Source organism: Paenibacillus sp. PK3_47 (assembly GCF_023520895.1).
Classification (GTDB): Bacteria; Bacillota; Bacilli; order Paenibacillales; family Paenibacillaceae; genus Paenibacillus_AQ.
The window spans coordinates 2,362,742-2,384,419 of sequence record NZ_CP026029.1 but is presented as its reverse complement, the minus strand read 5'-3'; the positions used below and the strand labels follow the sequence as shown (position 1 = coordinate 2,384,419).

The window sequence follows — 21,678 nt, the reverse complement described above, 5'->3', positions numbered from 1 at the left end:
ACATTTTTTGCCATGTATTAAAAAAGGGTGCAAGTTCCAGTATTTACTTAGACAGGCTGCTAAATACAAGGTAGAATACACCTAAAGTTATTTCTCGGGGATACCTATGAATCTCACACATATCTCTTCGCTTTATCTGATATTCGTAATTATTTATAACTTGAGAATGCACGGAAGCGATAATGATAATATAACCGGTGAAGAGGTCAACTATGGATCAAATGGGAGTCCACTATAATACTTGGATTGTTTTACTATCTTTTGCGCTCGCGGCGGCGGCGGCGTATTCAGCGCTCAATCTGATTTCTCATGCCGGGCAGGCCTCCGGCCGAATCCGCAGGCTGTGGCTTTTATCCGGAGCATGTGTGCTGGGCAGCGGCATGTGGGCAATGCATTTTGTCGGGATTATGGCCAGTGAATGGTCGTTCCGCGCAGGATATCACCTGGGCTTGGCAGTTCTGTCGCTCCTGATCAGCATTGCTGCAAGCTATCTGGCCCTGTGGATTGCGGTATCAACCCGGCAAAGGTTCCGCGATCTCTTTATGAGCAGCATGATTCTGGGCGGCGGAATTTCAGCAATGCATTATGCCGGGATGGCTTCCATGGACATCGAAGGGCGGATCGCATACCAGCCGATGGCTCAAGGACTCTCCATTATTGTTGCCCTGCTGGCATCCTATATCGGTGTGTTTCTGTTCCGCAAATTCAGGGATCATACCGGATACAGCCGCTGGAAGCTTTACTCTTCGCTGTTTATCGGTTTCGCAGTTACCGGGATGCATTATACCAGTCTTAGACCAAGCCATTTGGAATCCGCCAGTGTAGCCGGGGCAGATTCTGTTCTAATGGGAACGGATGTTATTCTGCTGACAGGGGTTTCGCTGGTGACCCTGTTTATGCTCGCTATTTCCGGAGGGGCTGTTTTTCTGGACCGGCATGTTCTGGAGCGTATGGCCTATAATGATCCGTTAACGGATCTGCCGAACCGCCATGGACTGGAAAGATACTTCAAGGAGGAGTTCTTTGAACTGGCCTCCGGCGCAGTGTTCTTTGTGGATCTGGACCGGTTCAAGTCGATCAACGACACGCTCGGGCATGATATCGGGGATTTGCTGCTGCAGGAGGTAGCAGACAGATTAAAGCACTGTGTGGGCAGTAAAGGTAAAGTCTTCAGGCTGGGCGGTGACGAATTTTTAATAGCCCTGCCGGAATGCAGTGTAGAGGATGCCCAGGAAACGGCACAGTACATACTACGGGAGCTTAAGAGATATTACAGCATTGAGGGTAACGAGCTGTATGTGACGGCAAGTGTCGGAATCAGTATGGCTCCGGCGCATGGAACCGACCGGTCTGCGCTGATGAGGGCAGCAGATACTGCCCTGTACACTTCCAAGGATTCAGGGAAGAACAAATACAGTGTGTACGACCAGGAGATGAACCGCCAGCAGCTGCGGCGGATGTCGCTTGAGAAGGATCTGCGCAAGGCGCTGGCCCGTTCCGAGTTCATGGTAGTCTACCAGCCTAAATGGGATTCGTTAATGAACGTTACGGTAGGGCTTGAAGCACTGCTGCGGTGGAGGCATCCTGAACACGGAATCATCTCTCCGGCGGAGTTCATTCCGATCGCCGAAGAGACGGGATTAATTGTTCCGATAACCTACTGGATGCTGCATGATGTATGCGGACAGAATGTGCTCTGGCATAAGACAGGAGTGGCGAATGTTCCTGTATCGATCAATATGTCAGCCCGGATGTTCGAGGGCAGCAATCTGTACGATGTAGTGGAAGAGGCGTTAACGCGTTCCGGACTGGAACCGCATTTCCTGGAGCTTGAAATTACAGAGTCTATTGCCATGAACAACATGGAAGAGACGGTGGCACAGCTCTCCAAGCTGCGGAATCTGGGGGTACGGGTATCGCTGGATGACTTCGGTACAGGCTTTTCTTCATTGGGTAACCTGGATGAAATTCCGGTAAATACGCTAAAGATTGACCAGGTATTCATCCGCAAGAGCAAGATGCATTCCAAGAAAGCCATTATCAGCAATATCATTGCGATCGCCAGCAATCTCAATATGGAGGTTGTCGCCGAAGGGGTAGAGACCCCGGAGCAGATCGAACTGCTGCAGTCCCTGGGCTGCCGGGTGATGCAGGGCTTTTATTACGGCCGGCCGATGCCGGTGAATGAACTGGGCCAATGGTTTATAGAGAATACTGCTTAATGAAAATACTGCTTAATTCATACATAACAAGTATGCTGCAGCCCATTTTGGCTTGGTGAGCCTTCTGTCGGGGAGACGGTTTGCAGTATGCGCTGTGTCAGTGTCATCATGCACTCAAGTGGAATTTCTCCAGCTGATTTGCTCCCCAACCGGAGCATCCGGAGACTAGCTGGAAAATCTCCATCTAATCCCCTGGATTTCAGCGCCAAAGTGATAAATGAACCGGAATAAGTGGAGAAAATCCGCCTAACGTCTGCAAATTATAATAAATCGTGGATTTAGATGGACAAATTCCAACTAGCATATACCGATCTTAAAATATCAGTCCCTGATCGCCGGCAAGCTAAGAAGTGATGTGTCGTGAGTGTACATTGTGCAACAGAATTCATGCCAAACACAACCGGAACTTGGTGATTCTGCTGTACCCACTGCATTAGATTCAACTTTATGACGGTTTTTAGGATATTCTGCTGCACAAAATACATTAGAACGCCATAGCCCCTTCCTGCCGGAGCTAATGCTCAAAAACTCTGGCTCGTCGCCATCATTTGTCCGCTTCTGCAAAATCACAAGTTGTATCCATACGTTGACGTACAGCGTAATTACAAGAGGCTGTCCTGTCCGTGAGCATCCCACGGCAGGTCAGCCTCTTCATTTGTTACAACAGCAGCCAAGTCCGTTTCCGGGACTTGGCTGCTTTGTTGTCCTGCTCCCCAAAGGTTTATAGGGAAAGATCTTTATGTAATTTAACCTAAAAAATCAAAGGTAAAAGTAACGGAGGGGAAGTTTGGAACTGTAGGAGCGTCAGCGTCCGCCTTTGTCCCCGGATTTCAACCGCGCAGAGCGGATTAATTAAAGAAATCTGGGGACAACAGCGGCCGGAAGTCCAACGTTCACCGGAGTTGCGGCCACTGCCTGATAACAGTTTTTTGAGTAATATCATAAAAATATTAAATTTTAAACCGCTCCACCATTATATGCAGCTTCTCCGCCAAAGAAGACAAGAACGCCGCCGAAGCCTCGACCTCCTCCATTGCGGCAAGCTGCTGCTGTGAGGAGGCGGAGAGGGTCTCTGCACCTTCCACCGTCTGATTGGATACCGCGACAATGTTCTGAATCGCTTCGACCAGACTGCCGGAGATTAGCGCCAGTTCACGGACGGTTGCCGAAATCTGCTGGCTCTGGGCAGACATATCGGAGACAGAGGTTTCGATCTCGGAGAAGGCCTGGCCTGCTGACACGATCATCTCCCGGCCATGCAGCATTTCCCCGGTCGAACGCCGCATCGTTTCCCCGGCCATATCCATCTGGCTCACAATCAGACTGACCAGCTCGCCGATCTGAGCGGCTGAGCCCGCCGAACGCTCCGCCAGCTTGCGCACGGAGCCGGCAACCACTGCGAACCCGCGCCCTTCTTCACCGGCACGGGCGGCTTCTATCGCTGCATTCAGAGACAGCAGGTTAGTCTCTTCGGCAATGCTGGAAATCGTGCCGACGATGTTCTCGATTTCCTTGGAATGGCTGCCCAGCGCATCAATAATGCCGGAGAGATCGGAAATACTGCTGCCCACTACCTCCATCTGTCTGGTGGTAGAATCCATGGATTCCCGGCCGCTGCGGGCTTTTAGGGCATTACTGGCTGCTGTATCCATTGCGTTGTCCGCATTGCCGGCAATCTCGGTGATAAACCGGGACATGTCCTGAACGGACTTGTAACTGCCCTCCAGGTTCTGCAGCTGGGTATGTGCGCCGTCGGCAAGCTCAAGAGTGACATTGACACTATGCTCCCCTGCACGGTTCGTCTCCTGTGCGCTGGCGGACAGCTCCTGGGAGGAGGAGGCCACAAGCATGGATGTCTCGTTGACCTGGGTAATCAGGTGACTCAGACTTGCCGTCATCTCGTTAAAGTCACGGGCCAGCGTGCCGATTTCGTCTTTGCTGCTGAGCAGCAGCGGTTTATGTGTAAGATCTCCCTTAGCCACGTTGTTAACGGAACCTGACAGCTTGGTTAGCGGGCTTACCATACGCCGGATGAGCAGATAGGCGCCAATAATTGCCACAATCAGAATCATAGCACTGATAATGAAAGGCTGAACAATAATGTCCATCGTCCGTTCCTGGATTAGGGGGCCGTCAAAGCTGATAGCCATAAGTGCGACAATCGGTTTGGTGGGGTCATGATCCTGGTAAATGGGGCCGTAACCGGTTTTGAGGGAGGTACCATCGTATGTATAAACTTTCGAGTATGCGGAATGCTTCATGGTAGTAATCATGTCTTTATCTTCTTCATTGAAATAAAAGGGGTCTCCTGCTGCATAACCCCTTGCTTTGAAGCTTGCGTCTGCGGCGAGTACCTTGCCGTCCAGCGAGAGAATGAACGCTTCCTTAAACACAGGCTTATGTCCGATAATCCAGCCGATCCGGTCTTCAATGGCAGCCAGCTTGCTGTTATCCCCTGCAGCCAGTGCCGCTATGTCAGCGGGGTCTATGAGGCCGGTCGTAATGTTGGCACAGCCGACCAGTTCAATACCGGCAGCTTCATCTACCTGCTTGAAGGCGGCCCGGTATCCGAAGAACCCGATGGATGATCCGACGAGCAGTAAAACAACGAGCATCATCCAAGTTAATTTTGTTGCCAATTTCATGTTTAGCATCACCAGCCCTGACTGTTGTTTTCCGTGATTCCTTATCACTGCTACGATTATAGCGCATCGCTGAACACAGATCATTAGCTAGAATATAGTTTTTCTGTGTCGAAATTTGCAGAAATTTCTAAAAAAAATCACGATTTCAATGACTCTGATCATGTTCAAGCGAGATAATCATTGAATCAACCTCTGATAAAATGGTACGCTTGAAGCAGGACAAACGGACTGGGAGCTGAAAGGAAATGTCGCAACAAATCGATCCGTTAGTAGAAGCTTTGGGATTATCGATGTGGAGAGTACAGCGTAAAATTATGTCGCAAATGTCATTGCCCAAAGAGATTGGGCTGACGGTTCCCCAATTCGGGCTGCTGCGGATGATTGCCCAGGAGCAGGAATCAAGGGTGATTCAGCTGGCAGACAAGATGGAGGTGAAGTCCAGTGCAGTTACGGTGATGCTGGACCGCCTGGAGCTGCTGGGCCTCAGCAAACGGGAGCCTGACGAGAATGACCGCAGAGCCGTGATCGTAACGATTACCGAGAAAGGCAAAGGCGTGCTCGCCGAAGCCCAGTACCGGTCTTTGCTGCTCCTTACCGAACACCTGGCCATACTTAAGCCGGAGGAACTGCAGAAATTCGCTGAATACTACATGATGCTCGAGAAACAGGAGCGTTAAGCACATTTGCCTGGATATAACATATCCCCGCAAGGTGGGGCTTTGCCCCGATGCGTATTCAGGTACTTTGCGGGGGACCAAATATATGTGTTCTGCTATGTTAAAAAAACAGCCGCATTCCGATTTCCGGAAGTGCGGCTGTTTGTATAAAGCGGCAGCTTATTCTGCTGCAGGGTTCTTGTCAGGCAGCTGTGTAACATAGCTGTCCGACAGCTGGCGCAATCGCAGCGCCCGGTTATACTCCTCTTCCGTTCCGGCTGGAGCCTTTCCGCCGGAGGCCAGATTATACTGCGTGTTGTCCTCGAAGCTGTTGCCCGGGATCAGCAGTCCGGAGCTTGATATGAAGGATCCGGTCGGCAGATAGTAGCGCTGCGGCAGCAGATTGTAGGTCTGGCTCAGCAGATCCTGGCCGAAGTGGATATTGTTATCCATGGAGATGCCCAGGAGGCTGGCTGCGGTCGGCATAATATCGACTTCCCCGCCGACCTGCTCCAGCGTCTGCGGCTTCAGGCTGCCGCCCTGGTGGATAATCAGCGGAATATTGAGCATGTGCGCATATTCATAATCATGACCGTAGATTTCGCTCATCAGTTCTTTATCATCATGGTCCAGGGAATAGATCGGCAGCCCCATGTGGTCTCCGTACACCATGATCAGGCTGTTGTCCCATACCCCGTTAGCCTTAAGCTCATCGACAAATTGTCCGAAGGCATAGTCGGCGTAATTCTGGGAGCGGATATAGTCACCGACGAAGGTGCCTTCATAACGCTCCGGCAGCTTCATCTTGTATTTCTCGGCCGGAATGGTGAACGGATGGTGCGCAGACATCGAAATGACCTGAGCATAGAACGGTTTGCTGTCCTCATCCATTTCCTTCAGCTTTTCGGAAGTCTTGCGGTAGAGTGTTTCGTCCGAAGGCCCGAAGAAGAAGGCATCCTCATCTCCGAAAAATTTCTGGTCGTAATAGTGGTCAAAGCCCAGGGAGCTGTACAGCTCTCCGCGGTTCCAGAACTCCACGACATTCGTGTGGAAGGTGGCTGTCTGATAACCGTTCTCCTTCAGGAGGCGCGGAAGGCTTGGCAGCACCTTGTCGACATAAGACATTGTTGCCGCACCCTGCGGCGGAATATAGTAAGATGAGTTCACAACAAATTCGGCATCTGATGTGTTACCCTGGCCGACCATTTGGTAGAAGTTATTAAAGTACAGGCTATCCTCCATCAGCCGGTTGAGGTTAGGCGTAATTTCCTGTCCGTCAACATTGAGCCCGAGGAGAAAGCTCTGAAAAGATTCCAGCTGAATGATAATCAGATTTTTGCCTTTGGCAATTCCCTGGACAGGGGAGACGGCGGTTGTGTCAATTCCCTTCAGTTCATTGATCACATCCTGGGTAATTTCACTGGCATTGACCTGCTCCGGTCTGTTGTCGGCAAAGATGGTGTAAGCTTCATAATTGAGAATGCCCATTTCCTGTGCCTTTTTGATTTCATTCATGCTGGCTTTGTTAGGCAGGATATTAAACAGGCAGAGCCCGAGCGATACCGCGAACAGGACGATGTAGACGGGTCTTCCGTTACGGAGATTGATATTGATTTTTTTATAGCTGCGTCCCTTCTTGTTAAAGAAGAAATAAATGCCAAGAATAATAATATCGCCAAAGATCAGCAGATAATACGGGTCCATCAGTGAAAATACACTGTTGCTCACAGCGGTAACCTGATTCACCTGCTCGGCGGCATGGTAAGTGACAATAACTCCGTAGTACTTGAAGTACATAATCGCGGCAAAAAAGATGGCGGTGACAATAAGATTGACGGTCATGTAATAGCCGAGCTTCCGTTTGGAGGCAAACCGTTCAATCAGGCAAAAGAGCGCCCAGACAAACGGGATTTCCGTCAGAACGGATTTTAGCGGCTGCGGGTCCTCAAAGATTACACCCCAGGCCAAGGTGCTTTTAAGGATAAAAATAATCGAAAAGAATACAAATGGCTTGATTAACCACTTTTTTACATTAAAGAATGACACAGCTTCGCCCTCTTTCCACATGATAAAGCGCTATTTCCCGGCTGGGAGGAGACAGCGTCAAGACAAGAGAATCCTATGTTAACAGAACTTATTATGCAGCGCTGGCAGCAGATTGTCAAAAACCAGAAATGCCGTATACCTTTATTGGAATAAGTAAAGCCATAGGAACCTGAATGAATCACTTATAATTGCCGCCAGAGGGGATTATATCGTGAAAAAATTACGAATATGACAGCCGGTGTTAAAAATAGGCCCGGAAACGGGTGGAGGTGGACATAACATGGACAAGGCACAGATCTCGCTGTCGGTCAGAGCCCTTGTAGAATACGCCTACAGCAGCGGCAGTATCGAGCCCGGCTTCCGCAGCGGAGCAGCATTGGCGGAGGGTACCCGGATTCACCAGCAGATCCAGAAGCAGTATAAGGAAGGGGACCGCAAAGAGGTCTACCTCAAAACGGAAATTCCGTGCGGGGACCTTCTTTTTGTCATTGACGGGCGCTGTGACGGGCTTCTTCTCGGCGAAGACGGAAGCCTCACCGTGGAGGAGATTAAATCTACGGGCGGCCACCTGGAAAGTGATTTTGAGGGCCGTGAAGTACACTGGGCCCAGGCATTGATGTACGCTTATATCCTGTCACTGGACCATCAGCTGTCCGGTATAGAGGTGAAGCTTACCTATGTCCACAGGGGCAGCGGAGAGCAGCGGAGCCTGTACAGGCAGGTAACCTCCGGTGAGCTGGAGCAGTTTGCGGCTGAAACGGTGGCCCGGTATGCCCCCTATGCGGAGCTGATGGTGCGGCATGAGGCGCGGAAAATGAGCAGCATCCAGGGGCTGGAATTTCCTTTTCCGGCCTACCGGCAGGGACAGAGGCATTTTGCGGCAGCGGTGTATAAGTCGGTATCCGAAGGGGTGAACCTGTTCGCCCAGGCACCGACCGGCATCGGCAAAACGATGTCCACCCTGTTCCCGGCGCTGAAAGCGCTGGAAGCGGGAAAAGCTGCAGGGCTGTTCTATTTGACCGCCAAAACGGTTAACCGGATCGCAGCCCAGGAGGCGGTAGCCATGCTGCTGCAAAGCGGGCTTCATCTGCATGCCATCACGATTACAGCCAAGGATAAGGCCTGCTTCCGTGAAGAAGGGCTGTGCAGCAAAGAGTTCTGCCCCTTTACCGAAGGCTACTATGATAAGGTCAATGCCGCAATGCTGGACATGCTGGAGCATGAGACACTGATGACGCAGGAGGTCATTGCCCGGTATGCCCGGAAGCATGAGGTGTGTCCCTTCGAGTTCTCGCTGGATGCTGCTTATGCCTGCGATGCCGTCATCTGCGATTACAATTATATTTACGATCCCCGGATCAGCCTCAAACGCCTGCCGGAAGAACGGAAGAAGCGCACGGTGCTGCTGGTCGATGAGGCGCATAATCTGGTTGACCGGGGAAGGGAAATGTATTCGGCAGCCCTGAAAAAGTCGCCTTTCCTCTCCCTGCAGCGTCAATATAAGACGGCGAACAAGAATCTGAGTGCCGCCGCCAAAGCAGTGAATGCCTTTTTTATCGCCCTGCGCAAAAGCTGCGGTGAAGACGGAAACGGACAATGGGCGCACTATCCGGAGGAGCTGCCGGCGCTGCTGGAGAATTTTGTGCAGGAGGCAGAGCTGGAATTGCTGGGCCCACCGTCCGTTATCCTTCCGGCAGGTGAGGAAGAGGGGGAGAGCCTGCTTGATACGTATTATGCCGTACAGGGTATGATACGCACCTTCAAAACCTATGACGAACGCTATATCACCTACGCGGAGGTTCAGCGCGGTGATGTCTTCCTGAAGCTGTTCAATCTGGACCCCTCCCACCTGCTTCAGCAGATGGGCCGGAGCTTCCGCAGCCAGATTCTGTTCTCCGCAACACTGTCGCCGCTCTCTTACTACCGGGATATGATCGGCGCAGGGGAGGAGGACTACAGCCTCAGCGTACCGTCGCCTTTTCATAAAGAGCAGTGGCAGGTATCTGTGCTGCCTGTATCCACCCGTTACCGTGACCGTGAAGATTCGCTGCTTCCGCTGACGGATGCACTCAAAGGCATGACGTCGCGGAAAGGTAACTATCTGGTCTTCTTTCCTTCCTATGTGTATTTGGCGAACGTGTATGAGCGGTTTGCAGAGAAGTACCCGGAGGTGCCGACCATCGTCCAGAGCAGCGGGATGAGTGAGCCGGAGCGGGTGGAGTTTCTTGCTGCGTTTCAGCCGGATAATCCAAGGACGCTGCTAGGCTTCGCTGTACTCGGAGGGATCTTCTCGGAAGGTGTGGATCTGCCCGGGGACCGGCTGAACGGTGTAATGGTGGTAGGTGTCGGCCTGCCGCAGGTCGGGCTGGAGCGTAATCTGCTGCGGGGTTATTTTCAGTCCCGGGGCAAAAACGGCTTTGATTACGCCTATGTCTACCCGGGCATGTGCAAGGTGCTGCAGGCGGGCGGAAGGCTGATCCGCAGCGAAAGCGACAGCGGAAGGATTGTACTGGCAGATGACCGCTTCCTGCAGTATCCGTATCAGGGGCTGCTCCCGGATGAATGGCGGGACTACCTTGTCATGGGCTGACAGGGTATACTCTATGAAAAGGCATTCAATTGAAATCTACAGGAGGGAAATAATATGGCACTCAATATCGGAATTGTAGGAACCGGCTGGTTCTCCAAAGTGCATGCGGATTTGCTGGCGGGAATGGAGGATGTCACCCTTAAGGCAGTCTGCGGCAGCAGTAAGCAGAAGGGCGAGGATATGGCCCGTCCTTACGGAGCCGAGGGCTACGGGGAGATCACGGAAATGCTGGACAGCCAGAAGCTGGATGCCGTCTATATCTGCGTACCCCCGCAGTCGCATGGTGCGATCGAGCGCGCGCTGATCAGGCGGGATATTCCCTTTTTTATCGAAAAGCCGCTTGGCGCAAGCACCGAAATTCCGGCAAGCCTGCTGCAGGATATCAAAGAGCATAACCTGCTGACTTCCGTAGGGTATCATTTCCGCTACCAGGAGAATATCCAGCGGCTGAAGCAGGCGCTCAGCGGGGACAAGATCGGCATGGTTGTCGGCCAGTGGATGGGGGATATGCCGGGCGCGGCCTGGTGGCGCAATCAGGAGCAGTCCGGGGGCCAGTTCACGGAACAAACCACCCATATCGTTGATCTGCTCAGATATCTGGCTGGTGAGGTTACCGAGGTCTACGGCCTGTTCGGCAACCGGGTTATGCACGAGAAGCATGAAGGTGTGACGGTGGCGGATGTGGGAACGGTATCCCTGAAGCTCGAGAGCGGGATCATTGCGAACATTTCCAATACCTGTGTACTGCCCGGCGGGGTAGGCTGTTCCGGAATCAGCTTCTATAATGATAAAGGCATGCTGGACTGGAACCCTGAGCGTTTGCTTGAGCTGCGCAGCGGCGATACTAAAGAATACGCAAATACGGGGAATCCGTATGTTACAGAGAGTGAAGCATTCCTGCACGCCGTACGGACAGGTGACCGTTCGCGGATTCTCAGTGATTACGAGGACGGCTACAGGACACTGAAGGTAACCTGCGCGGCTTATGAGTCAGCACAGCGCGGATTGCCTGTGAAGCTGTAACTGCTGCAGTACTGTATGCCTATAAAAAAAGACCTGAAGCATCCAAGGAAAGGATGTGCAGGTCTGCGGCCCAAGCCGGGACGGCCTAGTGGAGGAAAACCGCGAGCAGCGCCGGCGCAAGTCCCAACGAGAACAGGGCCGTCAAAATCATCGCGATACTGGAGATGGTGCCGGTCAGCGAACTCAGCTCAAAGGCTTTGGAAGTGCCCGTACCGTGCGCTGCGGTTCCCAGCGATACACCGCGCGCAATTTCATTGTCAATGCGGAAGAGGCGCAGCACGGACGGGCCCATCATCGTACCGAGGATACCGGTGAGGATGACGAATACGGCCGTAATGCTCGGGATGCCGCCAATGCTCTGTGAGATGCTCATGGCTATCGGTGTGGTCACCGAGCGGGGGACCAGGCTGGTGGCCAGATCGCCGCTCAGATGCATCCATCTGGCCAGCAGCATGGAGGACATCACGGCAATGACCGTACCGGAGAGCACGCCTGCCGCAATTTCGGCGGCGTGCTTTTTGAGCACCTTGAAGTTTTTATGAAGTGGGATCGCAAAGGCGACGGTTGCCGGCTGCAGCAGATCCGTAAGCCATTTGCCTCCCGCATTGTAGGATTCATAAGGAATTCCTGTTATAAGGAGAACACAGATCATAACGAGCGGTGTGACGATGAGCGGGGAAGCATACACCTTGCCGCTCGCGGCATAGATACGTTTGGACAGCATATAGACAAGGAGGGTAAGCACCAGCAGTACTAATCCTGTAGTCATGAGTTTTTACGCTCCTTTACTTTATAAATGGCTCCGGTAAGCAGTCCCGAGCCGGCCATGACGGCAAAGGTGCCCACAATGACCACGCCCAGCACCTGAAGTCCGTCAGCTTCAAGCATAGTGGAGTATTTCATTACGCCAATAGCAGAGGGGATAAAGAACAGCAGCAGCTCGGCAAGCAGCCAGGATGCCCCGACTTCGACCCAGTTCAGGCGGACGGCGCCGGTTTCCAGCAGCAGAAATAATAGAATCATCCCGATAATGCTTCCGGGAATAGGAAGATGTATTAGTGAGGTCAGGAAATTAACCAGCATGGCGAACAAGGTAAGACCGGCAATCTGCAGCAAGCCTACAGTCAGTTTTTTCATAAGGCTTCGCTCCTTTCATTGTAATGAAATTTTACAACGATTATTTTCATAGGTAAAATGAATAGATTGAATAAGTGACATTCCATTTATCTATACATAGGAGGCGTGGTCCGTGGATATCCGTCAGCTGCAGTATTTTGTCCAGGTGGCAAGAATGAACAGCTTCTCCAAAGCGGCTGAATCGCTCTATATCACCCAGCCCACCATCAGCAAAATGATCCGCAATCTGGAGGAGGAGCTTGGAGCGGCCCTTTTTTACCGGGAAGGCAAAAGCATCCGGCTGACCGATGCGGGGGAGATTCTGCTGTCCAAGGCGCAAAATATTGTAGAGTCCTTCGCCAGCCTCTCCTCGGAGCTGGACAGCCTGCGCAATCTGCAGCGCGGCCATATCCGCATCGGGCTGCCGCCCATGGTAGGGGCAAGCTTCTTTCCGGCTGTCATCGGGGAATTCCACAGGCGGTATCCCGAGGTCACCATCCGCCTGCACGAAGACGGGTCCAAAAAGGTGGAGGATGATGTGGAATCCGGCCTGCTCGATATCGGGGCGATCGTGCTGCCTGTAAGTACAGACAAATTTCATTGCTTTACCTTCGTGGAGGAACGGCTGGAGCTTCTGGTGCCCGCTTCACACCGGCTGGCGGTTGCGGAGTCTGTTGTGCTTAAAGAGCTTGAAGAGGAGGAGTTTGTCCTGTTCCGCGAGGACTTTGCCCTGCATGACCGGATTATCACGGAATGCATTAAGGCGGGCTTCCAGCCCAAGGTTGTATATGAGAGCTCGCAATGGGATCTGATCAGCCAGATGGTCGGGGCGGGCATGGGCATTGCGCTTCTGCCGCAGACGATCTGCCGGGATATAGACCGTTCCAGAATTGCTGTCATTCCATTGACCGAGCCCGTGATTCCATGGCAGCTCGGGATGATTTGGCGCCGGGACCGCTATCTGTCCTTTGCAGCACGTGAATGGATATCCTTTGCGATGAGCGTGCTGGGAGAGCGTTATGTTTTGCCGGGACAGGATGGCCGGGATGAAACCGTGTAAATTTACACTCCAAATTTATCTTTTTTTTCAAAATATGTTTTTTTGGCATCATGATTTATGATAGGGAGGAACTTGATAGAGAGCAGGTGACTAATTGTGAACCTTTCCCGGACTTCCCATGAGAATAGAAGAGATTACAGAGAAGATGACTTATTCATAACTATAGAGAGTCTTAGAAGCGAACTGCTGGAGGTGGCACAGGAGCGCAGCCTCAGCGATGACAGAGTGGTGGAGCTCAGCCAGCGGCTGGACGGCTATATTGTCATGGCCCAGAACAAGATGATGGAGAGCATGCGCAGCCGCAAGAACGGAGCTGCAGTCTACAGTAACGGCTCCAAGATTCAGAGAGTGCGGACCAAGGCAGCCCTGAGACAATAAGCCGCCGGTACCAGAGAACAGATATGTACACCCAAGGAGAGCAGACTGCTCTTCTTTTTTGAGTTTGTCCGGATTTTCAATAATTGACAAATCGGTGCAGCAAAAATATAATTAGTGAGCCTAATTAATATTGTGTTTAATTATTTGCATGCCTAACTAAAAGAGGTGGACGATATTGGGATAGATGATGACAATCCAGTCGGTCACAGGCTTTTTGCCGCGATCCGGCAGCTTCGGCGGGCCCATTTGAGGCAAACCGTGGAGGGCCATAAGCCAAGTGAGATGACTTTATTAATATGTCTGGCCAAACATGCTCATTCCTCAGAGGAGGGGCTTAAGGTATCGGAGATCAGCCGCCGCCTGCAGATTACGCCGCCGACTGTGACCCAGCTTATCAACAGCCTTGAAGCCAAGGACATGGTTGTAAGACAGGCGGATCCCTCTGACCGGAGGGTGGTGCGGGTCAAGCTGACAGAGCAGGGGGTGGCGATTACGCGCAAAGCCAAGGCCCACATGGATGCTTCCCTGAACAAACTGGTAGACTATCTGGGCGAAGAGGACAGCAGCCGGCTTGCCGAGCTCCTTTTGAAGGTGCATACGTTTATAGAAGACAATCCCCCGCCTAACCTGGACCGGTTACAAAAGAACGGAGATGATGACCTTGATTAAATTATTGAAAGAACTGAAGCCCTTCAAGCTGGCGGTAGCCATGATACTGATTCTTGTGTTTCTGCAGTCCATGGGCGACCTGTATCTTCCTACTCTTATGTCCGACATCGTGGATAAAGGGATCGTTCAGGCTGACCGCAGCTACATCTGGAAAATCGGCGGCTTCATGCTGCTGGTTGCGGGCCTTGGAGCGTTGTTCTCCGTCGTTGCCAGCTATTTGTCGGCTAAGGTTGCTGCAGGCTTCGGCAAAAATGTCCGCTCGCGGATGTTCAATCATGTTGAGAACTTCACGCTGCATGAGTTTGACAAGCTGGGTACAGCTTCGCTCATTACACGGACCACCAATGATATTACGCAAGTACAGACCGTACTGACAATGATGCTGCGCATGATGATCAGCGCTCCGATGATGATGATCGGGGGGATTATTATGGCGGTGTCGGAGGACGCCAAGCTGTCCCTTATTTTTGTGGTCGTGATTCCGGTGCTTGTGGGCGCTATTCTGCTTATCGGGATGAAAGGCCTTCCGCTGTTCAAAGCGATCCAGGTCAAGCTCGATACCCTGAACCGCGTGCTGCGTGAGCATTTAACCGGTATCCGGGTTATCCGTTCGTTCAACCGGATCGAGCATGAGAACAGACGGTTCACCGAAGCGAATACAGATCTGACGGCAACAGCAATTAAGGTCAATAAAATCATGGCCGGCCTGATGCCGCTGATGATGCTAGTCATGAACTTTTCAATGATAGCCATTCTGTATTACGGGGGCATCCGGATCGGCGACGGCGATCTTCAGGTAGGTTCACTGATGGCCTTTATCCAGTACGCCATGCAGATTATGTTCTCCCTGATTATGGTGTCCATGATGTTCGTGCTGATTCCCCGGGCTTCTGCCTCTGCTGTCCGGATCAATGAAGTGCTGGATATGCAGCCTGAGATCAAGGATCCCGGTCCCACTGAGCTGCATAATACTGCAGAAGCTACCCGTGGGGACGGCCGTGACACGATGCGCGGGTTCGTGGAATTCGAGAATGTCTCCTTCTCTTATCCTGGAGCGGAGCAGCCCGCCCTGTCGGGAATAAGCTTCAGCGCACGTCCCGGTGAGGTCACTGCCATCATCGGCGGTACCGGCTCGGGTAAATCCACACTCCTAAGCATGATCCCAAGATTCTATGATGTTGTGGAAGGCGCTGTGCGGGTAGACGGCGTGGATGTGCGCGACATGACGCAGGAGGAACTGCGGAGCAAGATCGGTTATATCCCGCAAAAAGCCGTGTTGTTCACCGGTACGATCAACGATAATATCCGCTACGGCAAAGAGGATGCAACGGATGAGGAGATTATCCACGCGGCCAAGGTGGCACAGGCTTATGACTTCGTCTCCGCGATGAAAGAGGGCTTCAATTCCGGGATCGCCCAGGGCGGGAACAATGTCTCCGGCGGCCAGAAGCAGCGCCTGTCGATCGCCCGCGCACTGGTCCGGAAGCCGGAAGTCTACCTGTTCGATGACAGCTTCTCGGCCCTCGACTTCAAAACCGATGCCAGGCTGCGTGCTGCGCTCAAAGAGGAGACCACCGAGTCGACGGTGCTCATTGTCGCCCAGCGGGTCAGCACCGTTATGGATGCTGACCGGATTATTGTGCTGGATGAAGGCCGGATTGCCGGAATCGGCAATCACCGCGAGCTGCTGGAGAACAGTGAAGTGTACCGCGAGATCGTATCCTCGCAGTTGTCAGAGGAGGAGATAGCATGAGTGACATGAACAAGACGAACAGAATGCCCAAGCCTCCGCGCGGTCACCGCGGACCCGGCGGGCCGCCCGGAATGAGTATGCCGGTGCAGAAGGCCAAGGATTTCAAAGGCACGCTCCGCCGGCTGATCCGGTATTTGCGCCCGCGTCAGACCCAGCTGCTGATTGTCTTCATTATGGCGATAGCCAGCACAGTGTTCAGCATTTTCAGCCCGAAGGTTATGGGTAAAGCAACGACCAAGCTGTTTGAAGGTGCTTACGGCATACTCACGGGGGTTGAGGGAGCGGCAATCGATTTTCAATATGTAAATAATATTCTGCTCATTCTGGCCGGCCTTTATCTGCTCAGCTCCCTGTTCAGTTATATACAGCAGTACGTGATGGCGGATGTGGCCCAGAAGGTTGTCTTTGATATGCGTGAGCAGATCAACAGCAAGCTGGAGCGCCTGCCGCTGAAGTATTTCGATTCCCGGACACACGGGGAAATTCTCAGCCGGGCAACCAATGATGTGGATAATATCAGCACCACGCTGCAGCAGAGCTTGACCCAGCTGATTACGTCGATCGTAACCATTATCGGTGTCATTATTATGATGCTAACGATCAGCCCTTGGCTGACCTTGATTACGATCACTACGCTGCCGCTGAGCTTTGTCGTTATTATTGCAATTTCCAAACGGTCACAGTCCCATTTCATCGGGCAGCAGAAATCTCTGGGCGAGCTGAACGGCCATGTAGAGGAAATGTACACCGGCCACCGGATTATCAAGGCTTTCGGCCGGGAAAAGCAGTCGCTCAGCGACTTCAACAAAATTAATGAGGATCTGTACAATTCCGGCTGGCGTGCCCAGTTCATGTCCGGGATGATTATGCCGCTGATGATGTTCATCGGTAACCTGGGGTATGTGCTTGTCTGTGTGGTCGGGGGGATTTTTGTAACCCGCAAAGCGATTGAGGTCGGGGACATCCAGGCCTTTATCCAATATTCGCGCCAGTTCACCATGCCGATCACGCAGACGGCCAATATTGCGAACATTATCCAGTCTACCATTGCCTCTGCGGAGCGCGTATTTGAGCTGCTGGATGAAGAGGAAGAAGTTCCCGAAGTTGCTGATTCCCAGTTCAGACCTGCAGTTGGCGCTGAAGAGGGTGCGGTTGAATTCCGTCACGTGAAATTCGGCTATAAAGAGGATGCCATCCTGATCGAAGACATGAATATTGAAGTCAGCCCGGGGCAGACCATCGCCATCGTTGGACCAACCGGTGCCGGCAAGACTACACTGATCAACCTGCTCATGCGGTTTTACGAGCTTAACGGCGGTGAAATCCGGATTGACGGTGTGGATATTACCCGCATGAAGCGCAGCGAGCTGCGCAGCAAGTTCGGCATGGTGCTGCAGGATACCTGGCTCTTCAACGGCACCATCCGCGATAATATCGCTTACGGCCGCGAAGGATCCACAGAAGCGGATGTGGTGCGCGCCGCGAAGGCTGCACATGCCGACCACTTTATCCGGACGCTTCCGCTCGGTTACGACACGATTCTGAATGAGGAAGCTTCGAATATCTCCCAGGGGCAGAAGCAGCTGCTTACGATTGCCCGGGCCATTCTGGCTGATCCTTCCATTCTCATTCTGGATGAAGCGACAAGCAGCGTCGATACCCGGACCGAAGTGCAGATCCAGAAGGCTATGAACACGCTGATGACCGGCCGGACCAGCTTTGTCATTGCCCACCGTCTGTCGACCATCCGTGACGCGGATCTGATCCTGGTCATGAACCAGGGTACCGTAATCGAGAAGGGGACCCATGTAGAATTGCTGGAGCAAGGCGGATTCTATGCCGACCTCTATAACAGCCAATTTTCGGGGGATGATCTGCCGGATGTCGGCTGAGCAGTAATAACTTTGTAAAAAGAATACTAGAATAGTTCAGCGCTTCTCTGTTACAGCAGCTAGGTAATACTGCGGACAGAGAGGCGTTTTTTTGCGCTGAAGCGGAGGAATAGCTGTAAACGGAAAATTTTGTATGGACCCATAATAAGAAAAAGATTTGATTAAAAATTTCAGGGTATATATGATATGGATAGAAAATGACCCGCGGCTCATTTTTGGATGAATGCCGTTAATGAGGAGAGGATGAAAGAAATGTCAGGCTACGGAAAATGGGTGGCAGGCCGCAAAACGAAGTGGATCACACTTCTGGTCTGGATTGTGGCTGTAGGTGTGCTAACGCTTGTCTGGCCCTCTGTAAATTCGCAGGTGCTTAATAATGCGCAGAATCTCCCCGATGATGCCCAATCCGTACGGGCGGCGGCCGTGGCAGAGCAGGAGTTTCCGGGCGGCAGCGGCACACCGGCACTGCTGGTATGGCACAGGGAGGGCGGGTTGTCCGAAGAAGATCTGATACATATTATCGCCGTGTACGGCAAGCTGGAGCAGCAGCCTCTGGAGCACCAGAACTTTGTGCCGCCGCTGGGGCAGCTGCCGCCTCAGGCGCTGCAGGCCTCGCTGTCGGAAGACCGCAGCACACTGGTTACACCGGTGCTGTTCGAGAAAACGGCTGACAGCGACCAGTTAGGTGAAGCGGTAACGCAGCTGAAGGCGCTTGTAAGCGCAGAGACCGGAGCCGACCCGGCGGCGGCTGAGGTGGAGAGCAGCGAACTGAGCCTGAGGGTATCGGGACCTGTAGGTATTTCAATCGATGCCACAGGACTATTTGAGGATGCGGACGTATCTCTGCTGATTGCGACAGTCATTCTCGTGCTGGTGTTCCTGCTGCTGATTTACCGTTCTCCTGTGCTGGCCTTAATCCCGCTGGTGGCGGTAGGATTCGCTTATGGATTAACAAGTCCGCTGCTCGGGAAAATGGCACAGGAGGGCTGGATCACGGTGGATTCCCAGGCCATCTCAATTATGACTGTGCTGCTGTTCGGTGCCGGAACGGATTACTGCCTGTTCCTGATCTCCCGCTTCAGACAAATGCTGAAGGTGGAAGAGAACAAGGGCCGCGCGCTGTTGAGCGCCATAAGCCACTCCTCCGGCGCGATAGCAATGAGCGGATTTACAGTAGTCCTGGCCTTGTTCGCACTGCTACTGGCGAAGTACGGGGCTTATCACCGCTTTGCGGTTCCGTTCAGCGTTTCGATTCTCATTATGGGTATTGCCAGTCTGACATTGGTACCGGCACTGCTGGCGATCTTTGGCCGTAAATCGTTCTTTCCGTTCATTCCGCGCACGCCGCAAATGGAAGCCGAGCGGGCCAAAGCCAAGGGCAAGCCTGTACCTGAGGTTAAGGTTTCACGTAAAAAGGGCATCGGCGGATTCGTCGTTTCGCGCCCGTGGGCCATTGTGGGCGTAACGGTTGTATTGTTGGGTGTACTTGCTTCCTTCTCCAGCGGCATCAGGTTCACCTATGACCTGCTGTCCTCCTTCCCGGAGGATATGGAATCCCGGCAGGGTTTTGACCTGATCGGTACGCAGTTCTCGCCCGGGGAGCTGGCACCGGCCAAGCTGATGATCGACACCGGCGGCCAGGCTGACGGCGGGGATTTCAAAGTGGTGCTCGGAGGCTTGTCTTACGTGGATACAGTCTCTGATCCGCAGACCGGGGCGGTTAACAAGGATATTATCGGATTCGATATCGAGTTTAAGGATAATCCGTATTCGCTTGAAGCGATGAGCCATATACCGGCGCTTCAGAACACGGTGGAGCAGGCGTTGACCGATGCAGGTCTGGATAATCCGCAGGAACGGGTCTGGATCAGCGGACAGACTGCCACCCAGTATGATACCAAAGAGCTCGGGGAGCGGGATACGGATCTCATCATACCGGTGGTAATCGGGCTGATTTCCCTGCTGCTGCTGATCTATCTGCGGTCACTGGTCGCTACCGTCTATCTGGTGGCAACAGTAATCCTGTCCTTCTTCTCTGCGCTGGGGCTGGGCTGGATCATTATCCATTATGTGCTTGGTGCAGACGCCATCCAGGGTGCGATCCCGCTGTATTCCTTCGTCTTCCTGGTTGCGCTGGGCGAGGACTACAACATCTTTATGATCTCGAACATCTGGAAAAAACGTAAGGTGATGCCGCTGAAACAGGCCATTGCCGAAGGGGTGAATGAGACCGGATCGGTAATCACGTCCGCAGGCCTCATTCTGGCCGGAACCTTTGCCGTACTGGCCACTCTGCCGATTCAGGTGCTGGTGCAGTTCGGGATTATTACGGCAATCGGTGTGCTGCTTGACACCTTTGTCGTCCGCCCGTTCCTGGTGCCTGCGATAACGCTGCTGCTCGGCCGCTGGTCTTTCTGGCCCGGCAAGCACCATGAAGTGTCTCAGCCGCAGGCTGCTGAAGAGCATTAGGCGGCGCGCATATCAGCAAAAGAAGGGACGTTCCTCTAAGCCGCATGGCTTAAAGGAACGTCCCTTTTGTGATGAAATACAATTATTCTCCCGGCGTACGGCTGACCAGCAGCCGGTACTTGTCGAGGGAAGCGCCGAGAATAGCCTCATTCCCGCCGGCTCCCCGGTGCGATTCACGGAAGGAAGGGCTGGCGGTCCAGCCCTTGAACGCCTCTTCGTTCTCCCATACCGTACAGATCTTCAGCTCTTCCGCGCCGTCCTTGGCCTCGCCGTGCCAGACCTCCATACGTACAAAGCCAGGCATGTCCTGAACGCCGCCGGCCCCTGCAAAACGCCCGGCCAAGGCTTCGCCATGGCCTTCCTTGACCCTGATGGTGTTGGTAACAACCAGCATGCTGTGCCCTCCCTGGATTAAAGTTAAGGTTATTGCGGGTTGGTCGTCCAGATTCCTGCCGTCTTCAGGAATACACGGTCAGGCAGCTTGAGTGCCGCCAGTGTCAGCTCTGCCACATCCTCAGGCTGCATCATCCGGTCTTCATCACCGATTTTCAGCCCTGCATTCTCGGCCAGTCCCGTGTTGACCGTGCTTGGCGTCAGTGCAACGACACGGATGTTGTGCTTGCGCACTTCCTGGGCCAGCGCTTCGGTCATGCCCATCAGGGCGAACTTGGAAGCGCAGTAAGCCGAACCGGTGGCAAAGCCGCGTTCTCCGGCGGTGGAAGAGATATTGATGATATTCCCGCTGCTGCGTTCGATCATCGCCGGCAGAGCGGCACGGGTCACATAATAAGTCCCGAACAGGTTGACCTGCATATGGCGTTCCCATTCCGCCGGGTCCATTTCGACCAGAGTGCCGAACTTGGCAATTCCGGCATTGTTGATCAGCGCATCGAATGCCCCGAGGTCATTCTGCAGCGAGACTACAGCCCGCTCCGCTTCTTCGCGGACTGCGATATCGGCTACGGCGATGCTGACCTTTACGTCATATACCTCGGTAAGCGCTGATTTCAGCGCCTCCAGATCTGCAGCTGTTCTGGAGACGAGGCCCAGATTGGCGCCTTCCTTGGCCAGTGCCATCGCCAGAGCTTTACCGATCCCTTTGCCTGCGCCGGTAATTACAATGCTTTTTCCTCTTAAATCCATAACCAGTACTCACGCT

16 protein-coding genes are annotated in these 21,678 nt (G+C 53.0%); 10 read left to right on the top strand and 6 right to left on the bottom strand.

What is annotated here, in order from left to right; all coding sequences use genetic code 11:
* The first annotated feature begins 212 nt into the window (after positions 1 to 212).
* Positions 213 to 2,222 carry a putative bifunctional diguanylate cyclase/phosphodiesterase gene (locus tag C2I18_RS10705; RefSeq protein ID WP_249901164.1) on the top strand — a complete coding sequence of 670 codons (2,010 nt, stop codon included), beginning with the start codon at positions 213 to 215 and terminating at the stop codon, positions 2,220 to 2,222.
* Between the two features lie 950 nt (positions 2,223 to 3,172).
* Here C2I18_RS10705 and C2I18_RS10700 read toward each other — a convergent pair.
* Positions 3,173 to 4,867, bottom strand: a complete 1,695-nt coding sequence (locus C2I18_RS10700) for a methyl-accepting chemotaxis protein (RefSeq protein WP_249901163.1) — start codon at positions 4,865 to 4,867, stop codon at positions 3,173 to 3,175.
* Between the two features lie 245 nt (positions 4,868 to 5,112).
* On the opposite strand from C2I18_RS10700, the gene C2I18_RS10695 reads away from it, so the two are divergent.
* On the top strand, positions 5,113 to 5,544 hold the full coding sequence (locus C2I18_RS10695; RefSeq protein ID WP_249901162.1) for a MarR family winged helix-turn-helix transcriptional regulator: 432 nt from the start codon (positions 5,113 to 5,115) through the stop codon (positions 5,542 to 5,544).
* Between the two features lie 159 nt (positions 5,545 to 5,703).
* Here the strand turns inward: C2I18_RS10695 and C2I18_RS10690 are convergent, their stop codons facing one another.
* On the bottom strand, positions 5,704 to 7,590 hold the full coding sequence (locus C2I18_RS10690) for an LTA synthase family protein (RefSeq protein ID WP_249901161.1): 1,887 nt from the start codon (positions 7,588 to 7,590) through the stop codon (positions 5,704 to 5,706).
* 259 nt (positions 7,591 to 7,849) lie between these two features.
* Here C2I18_RS10690 and C2I18_RS10685 point away from each other — a divergent pair, with 259 nt between their 5' ends.
* Positions 7,850 to 10,159: a helicase C-terminal domain-containing protein gene (locus tag C2I18_RS10685; protein WP_249901160.1), complete on the top strand. Its 2,310-nt coding sequence runs from the start codon at positions 7,850 to 7,852 to the stop codon at positions 10,157 to 10,159.
* 54 nt (positions 10,160 to 10,213) lie between these two features.
* Positions 10,214 to 11,182: a Gfo/Idh/MocA family protein gene (locus tag C2I18_RS10680; protein ID WP_249901159.1), complete on the top strand. Its 969-nt coding sequence runs from the start codon at positions 10,214 to 10,216 to the stop codon at positions 11,180 to 11,182.
* A gap of 85 nt (positions 11,183 to 11,267) precedes the next feature.
* On the opposite strand, the gene C2I18_RS10675 is transcribed toward C2I18_RS10680, so the two are convergent.
* On the bottom strand, positions 11,268 to 11,951 hold the full coding sequence (locus C2I18_RS10675) for a CidB/LrgB family autolysis modulator (protein WP_249901158.1): 684 nt from the start codon (positions 11,949 to 11,951) through the stop codon (positions 11,268 to 11,270).
* Positions 11,948 to 12,319, bottom strand: a complete 372-nt coding sequence (locus C2I18_RS10670) for a CidA/LrgA family protein (protein WP_249901157.1) — start codon at positions 12,317 to 12,319, stop codon at positions 11,948 to 11,950. The genes C2I18_RS10675 and C2I18_RS10670 overlap by 4 nt, the downstream gene beginning before the upstream one ends.
* A gap of 112 nt (positions 12,320 to 12,431) precedes the next feature.
* On the opposite strand from C2I18_RS10670, the gene cidR reads away from it, so the two are divergent.
* From cidR to C2I18_RS10640, 6 genes are all read left to right on the top strand, one after another.
* The gene (gene cidR, locus C2I18_RS10665) at positions 12,432 to 13,358 is read left to right on the top strand and encodes a cidABC operon transcriptional activator CidR (RefSeq protein WP_249901156.1); all 927 of its coding nucleotides are present in this window, start codon (positions 12,432 to 12,434) and stop codon (positions 13,356 to 13,358) included.
* 96 nt (positions 13,359 to 13,454) lie between these two features.
* Complete coding sequence (locus C2I18_RS10660) at positions 13,455 to 13,736, top strand: aspartyl-phosphate phosphatase Spo0E family protein (protein ID WP_249901155.1); 282 nt, start codon at positions 13,455 to 13,457, stop codon at positions 13,734 to 13,736.
* Between the two features lie 282 nt (positions 13,737 to 14,018).
* Positions 14,019 to 14,405, top strand: coding sequence for a MarR family winged helix-turn-helix transcriptional regulator (locus C2I18_RS10655; RefSeq protein WP_249901154.1), 387 nt, complete (start codon positions 14,019 to 14,021; stop codon positions 14,403 to 14,405).
* Complete coding sequence (locus C2I18_RS10650) at positions 14,398 to 16,158, top strand: ABC transporter ATP-binding protein (protein ID WP_249901153.1); 1,761 nt, start codon at positions 14,398 to 14,400, stop codon at positions 16,156 to 16,158. Before C2I18_RS10655 ends, C2I18_RS10650 begins: the two co-directional genes overlap by 8 nt.
* Positions 16,159 to 16,163: 5 nt before the next feature.
* Positions 16,164 to 18,050, top strand: a complete 1,887-nt coding sequence (locus C2I18_RS10645) for an ABC transporter ATP-binding protein (RefSeq protein WP_275100991.1) — start codon at positions 16,164 to 16,166, stop codon at positions 18,048 to 18,050.
* Between the two features lie 243 nt (positions 18,051 to 18,293).
* Positions 18,294 to 20,519, top strand: coding sequence for an MMPL family transporter (locus tag C2I18_RS10640; protein WP_249901152.1), 2,226 nt, complete (start codon positions 18,294 to 18,296; stop codon positions 20,517 to 20,519).
* 82 nt (positions 20,520 to 20,601) lie between these two features.
* Here the strand turns inward: C2I18_RS10640 and C2I18_RS10635 are convergent, their stop codons facing one another.
* Positions 20,602 to 20,913 carry an antibiotic biosynthesis monooxygenase gene (locus C2I18_RS10635; RefSeq protein WP_249901151.1) on the bottom strand — a complete coding sequence of 104 codons (312 nt, stop codon included), beginning with the start codon at positions 20,911 to 20,913 and terminating at the stop codon, positions 20,602 to 20,604.
* A gap of 29 nt (positions 20,914 to 20,942) precedes the next feature.
* Complete coding sequence (locus C2I18_RS10630) at positions 20,943 to 21,662, bottom strand: 3-ketoacyl-ACP reductase (protein WP_249901150.1); 720 nt, start codon at positions 21,660 to 21,662, stop codon at positions 20,943 to 20,945.
* Positions 21,663 to 21,678: the final 16 nt, after the last annotated feature.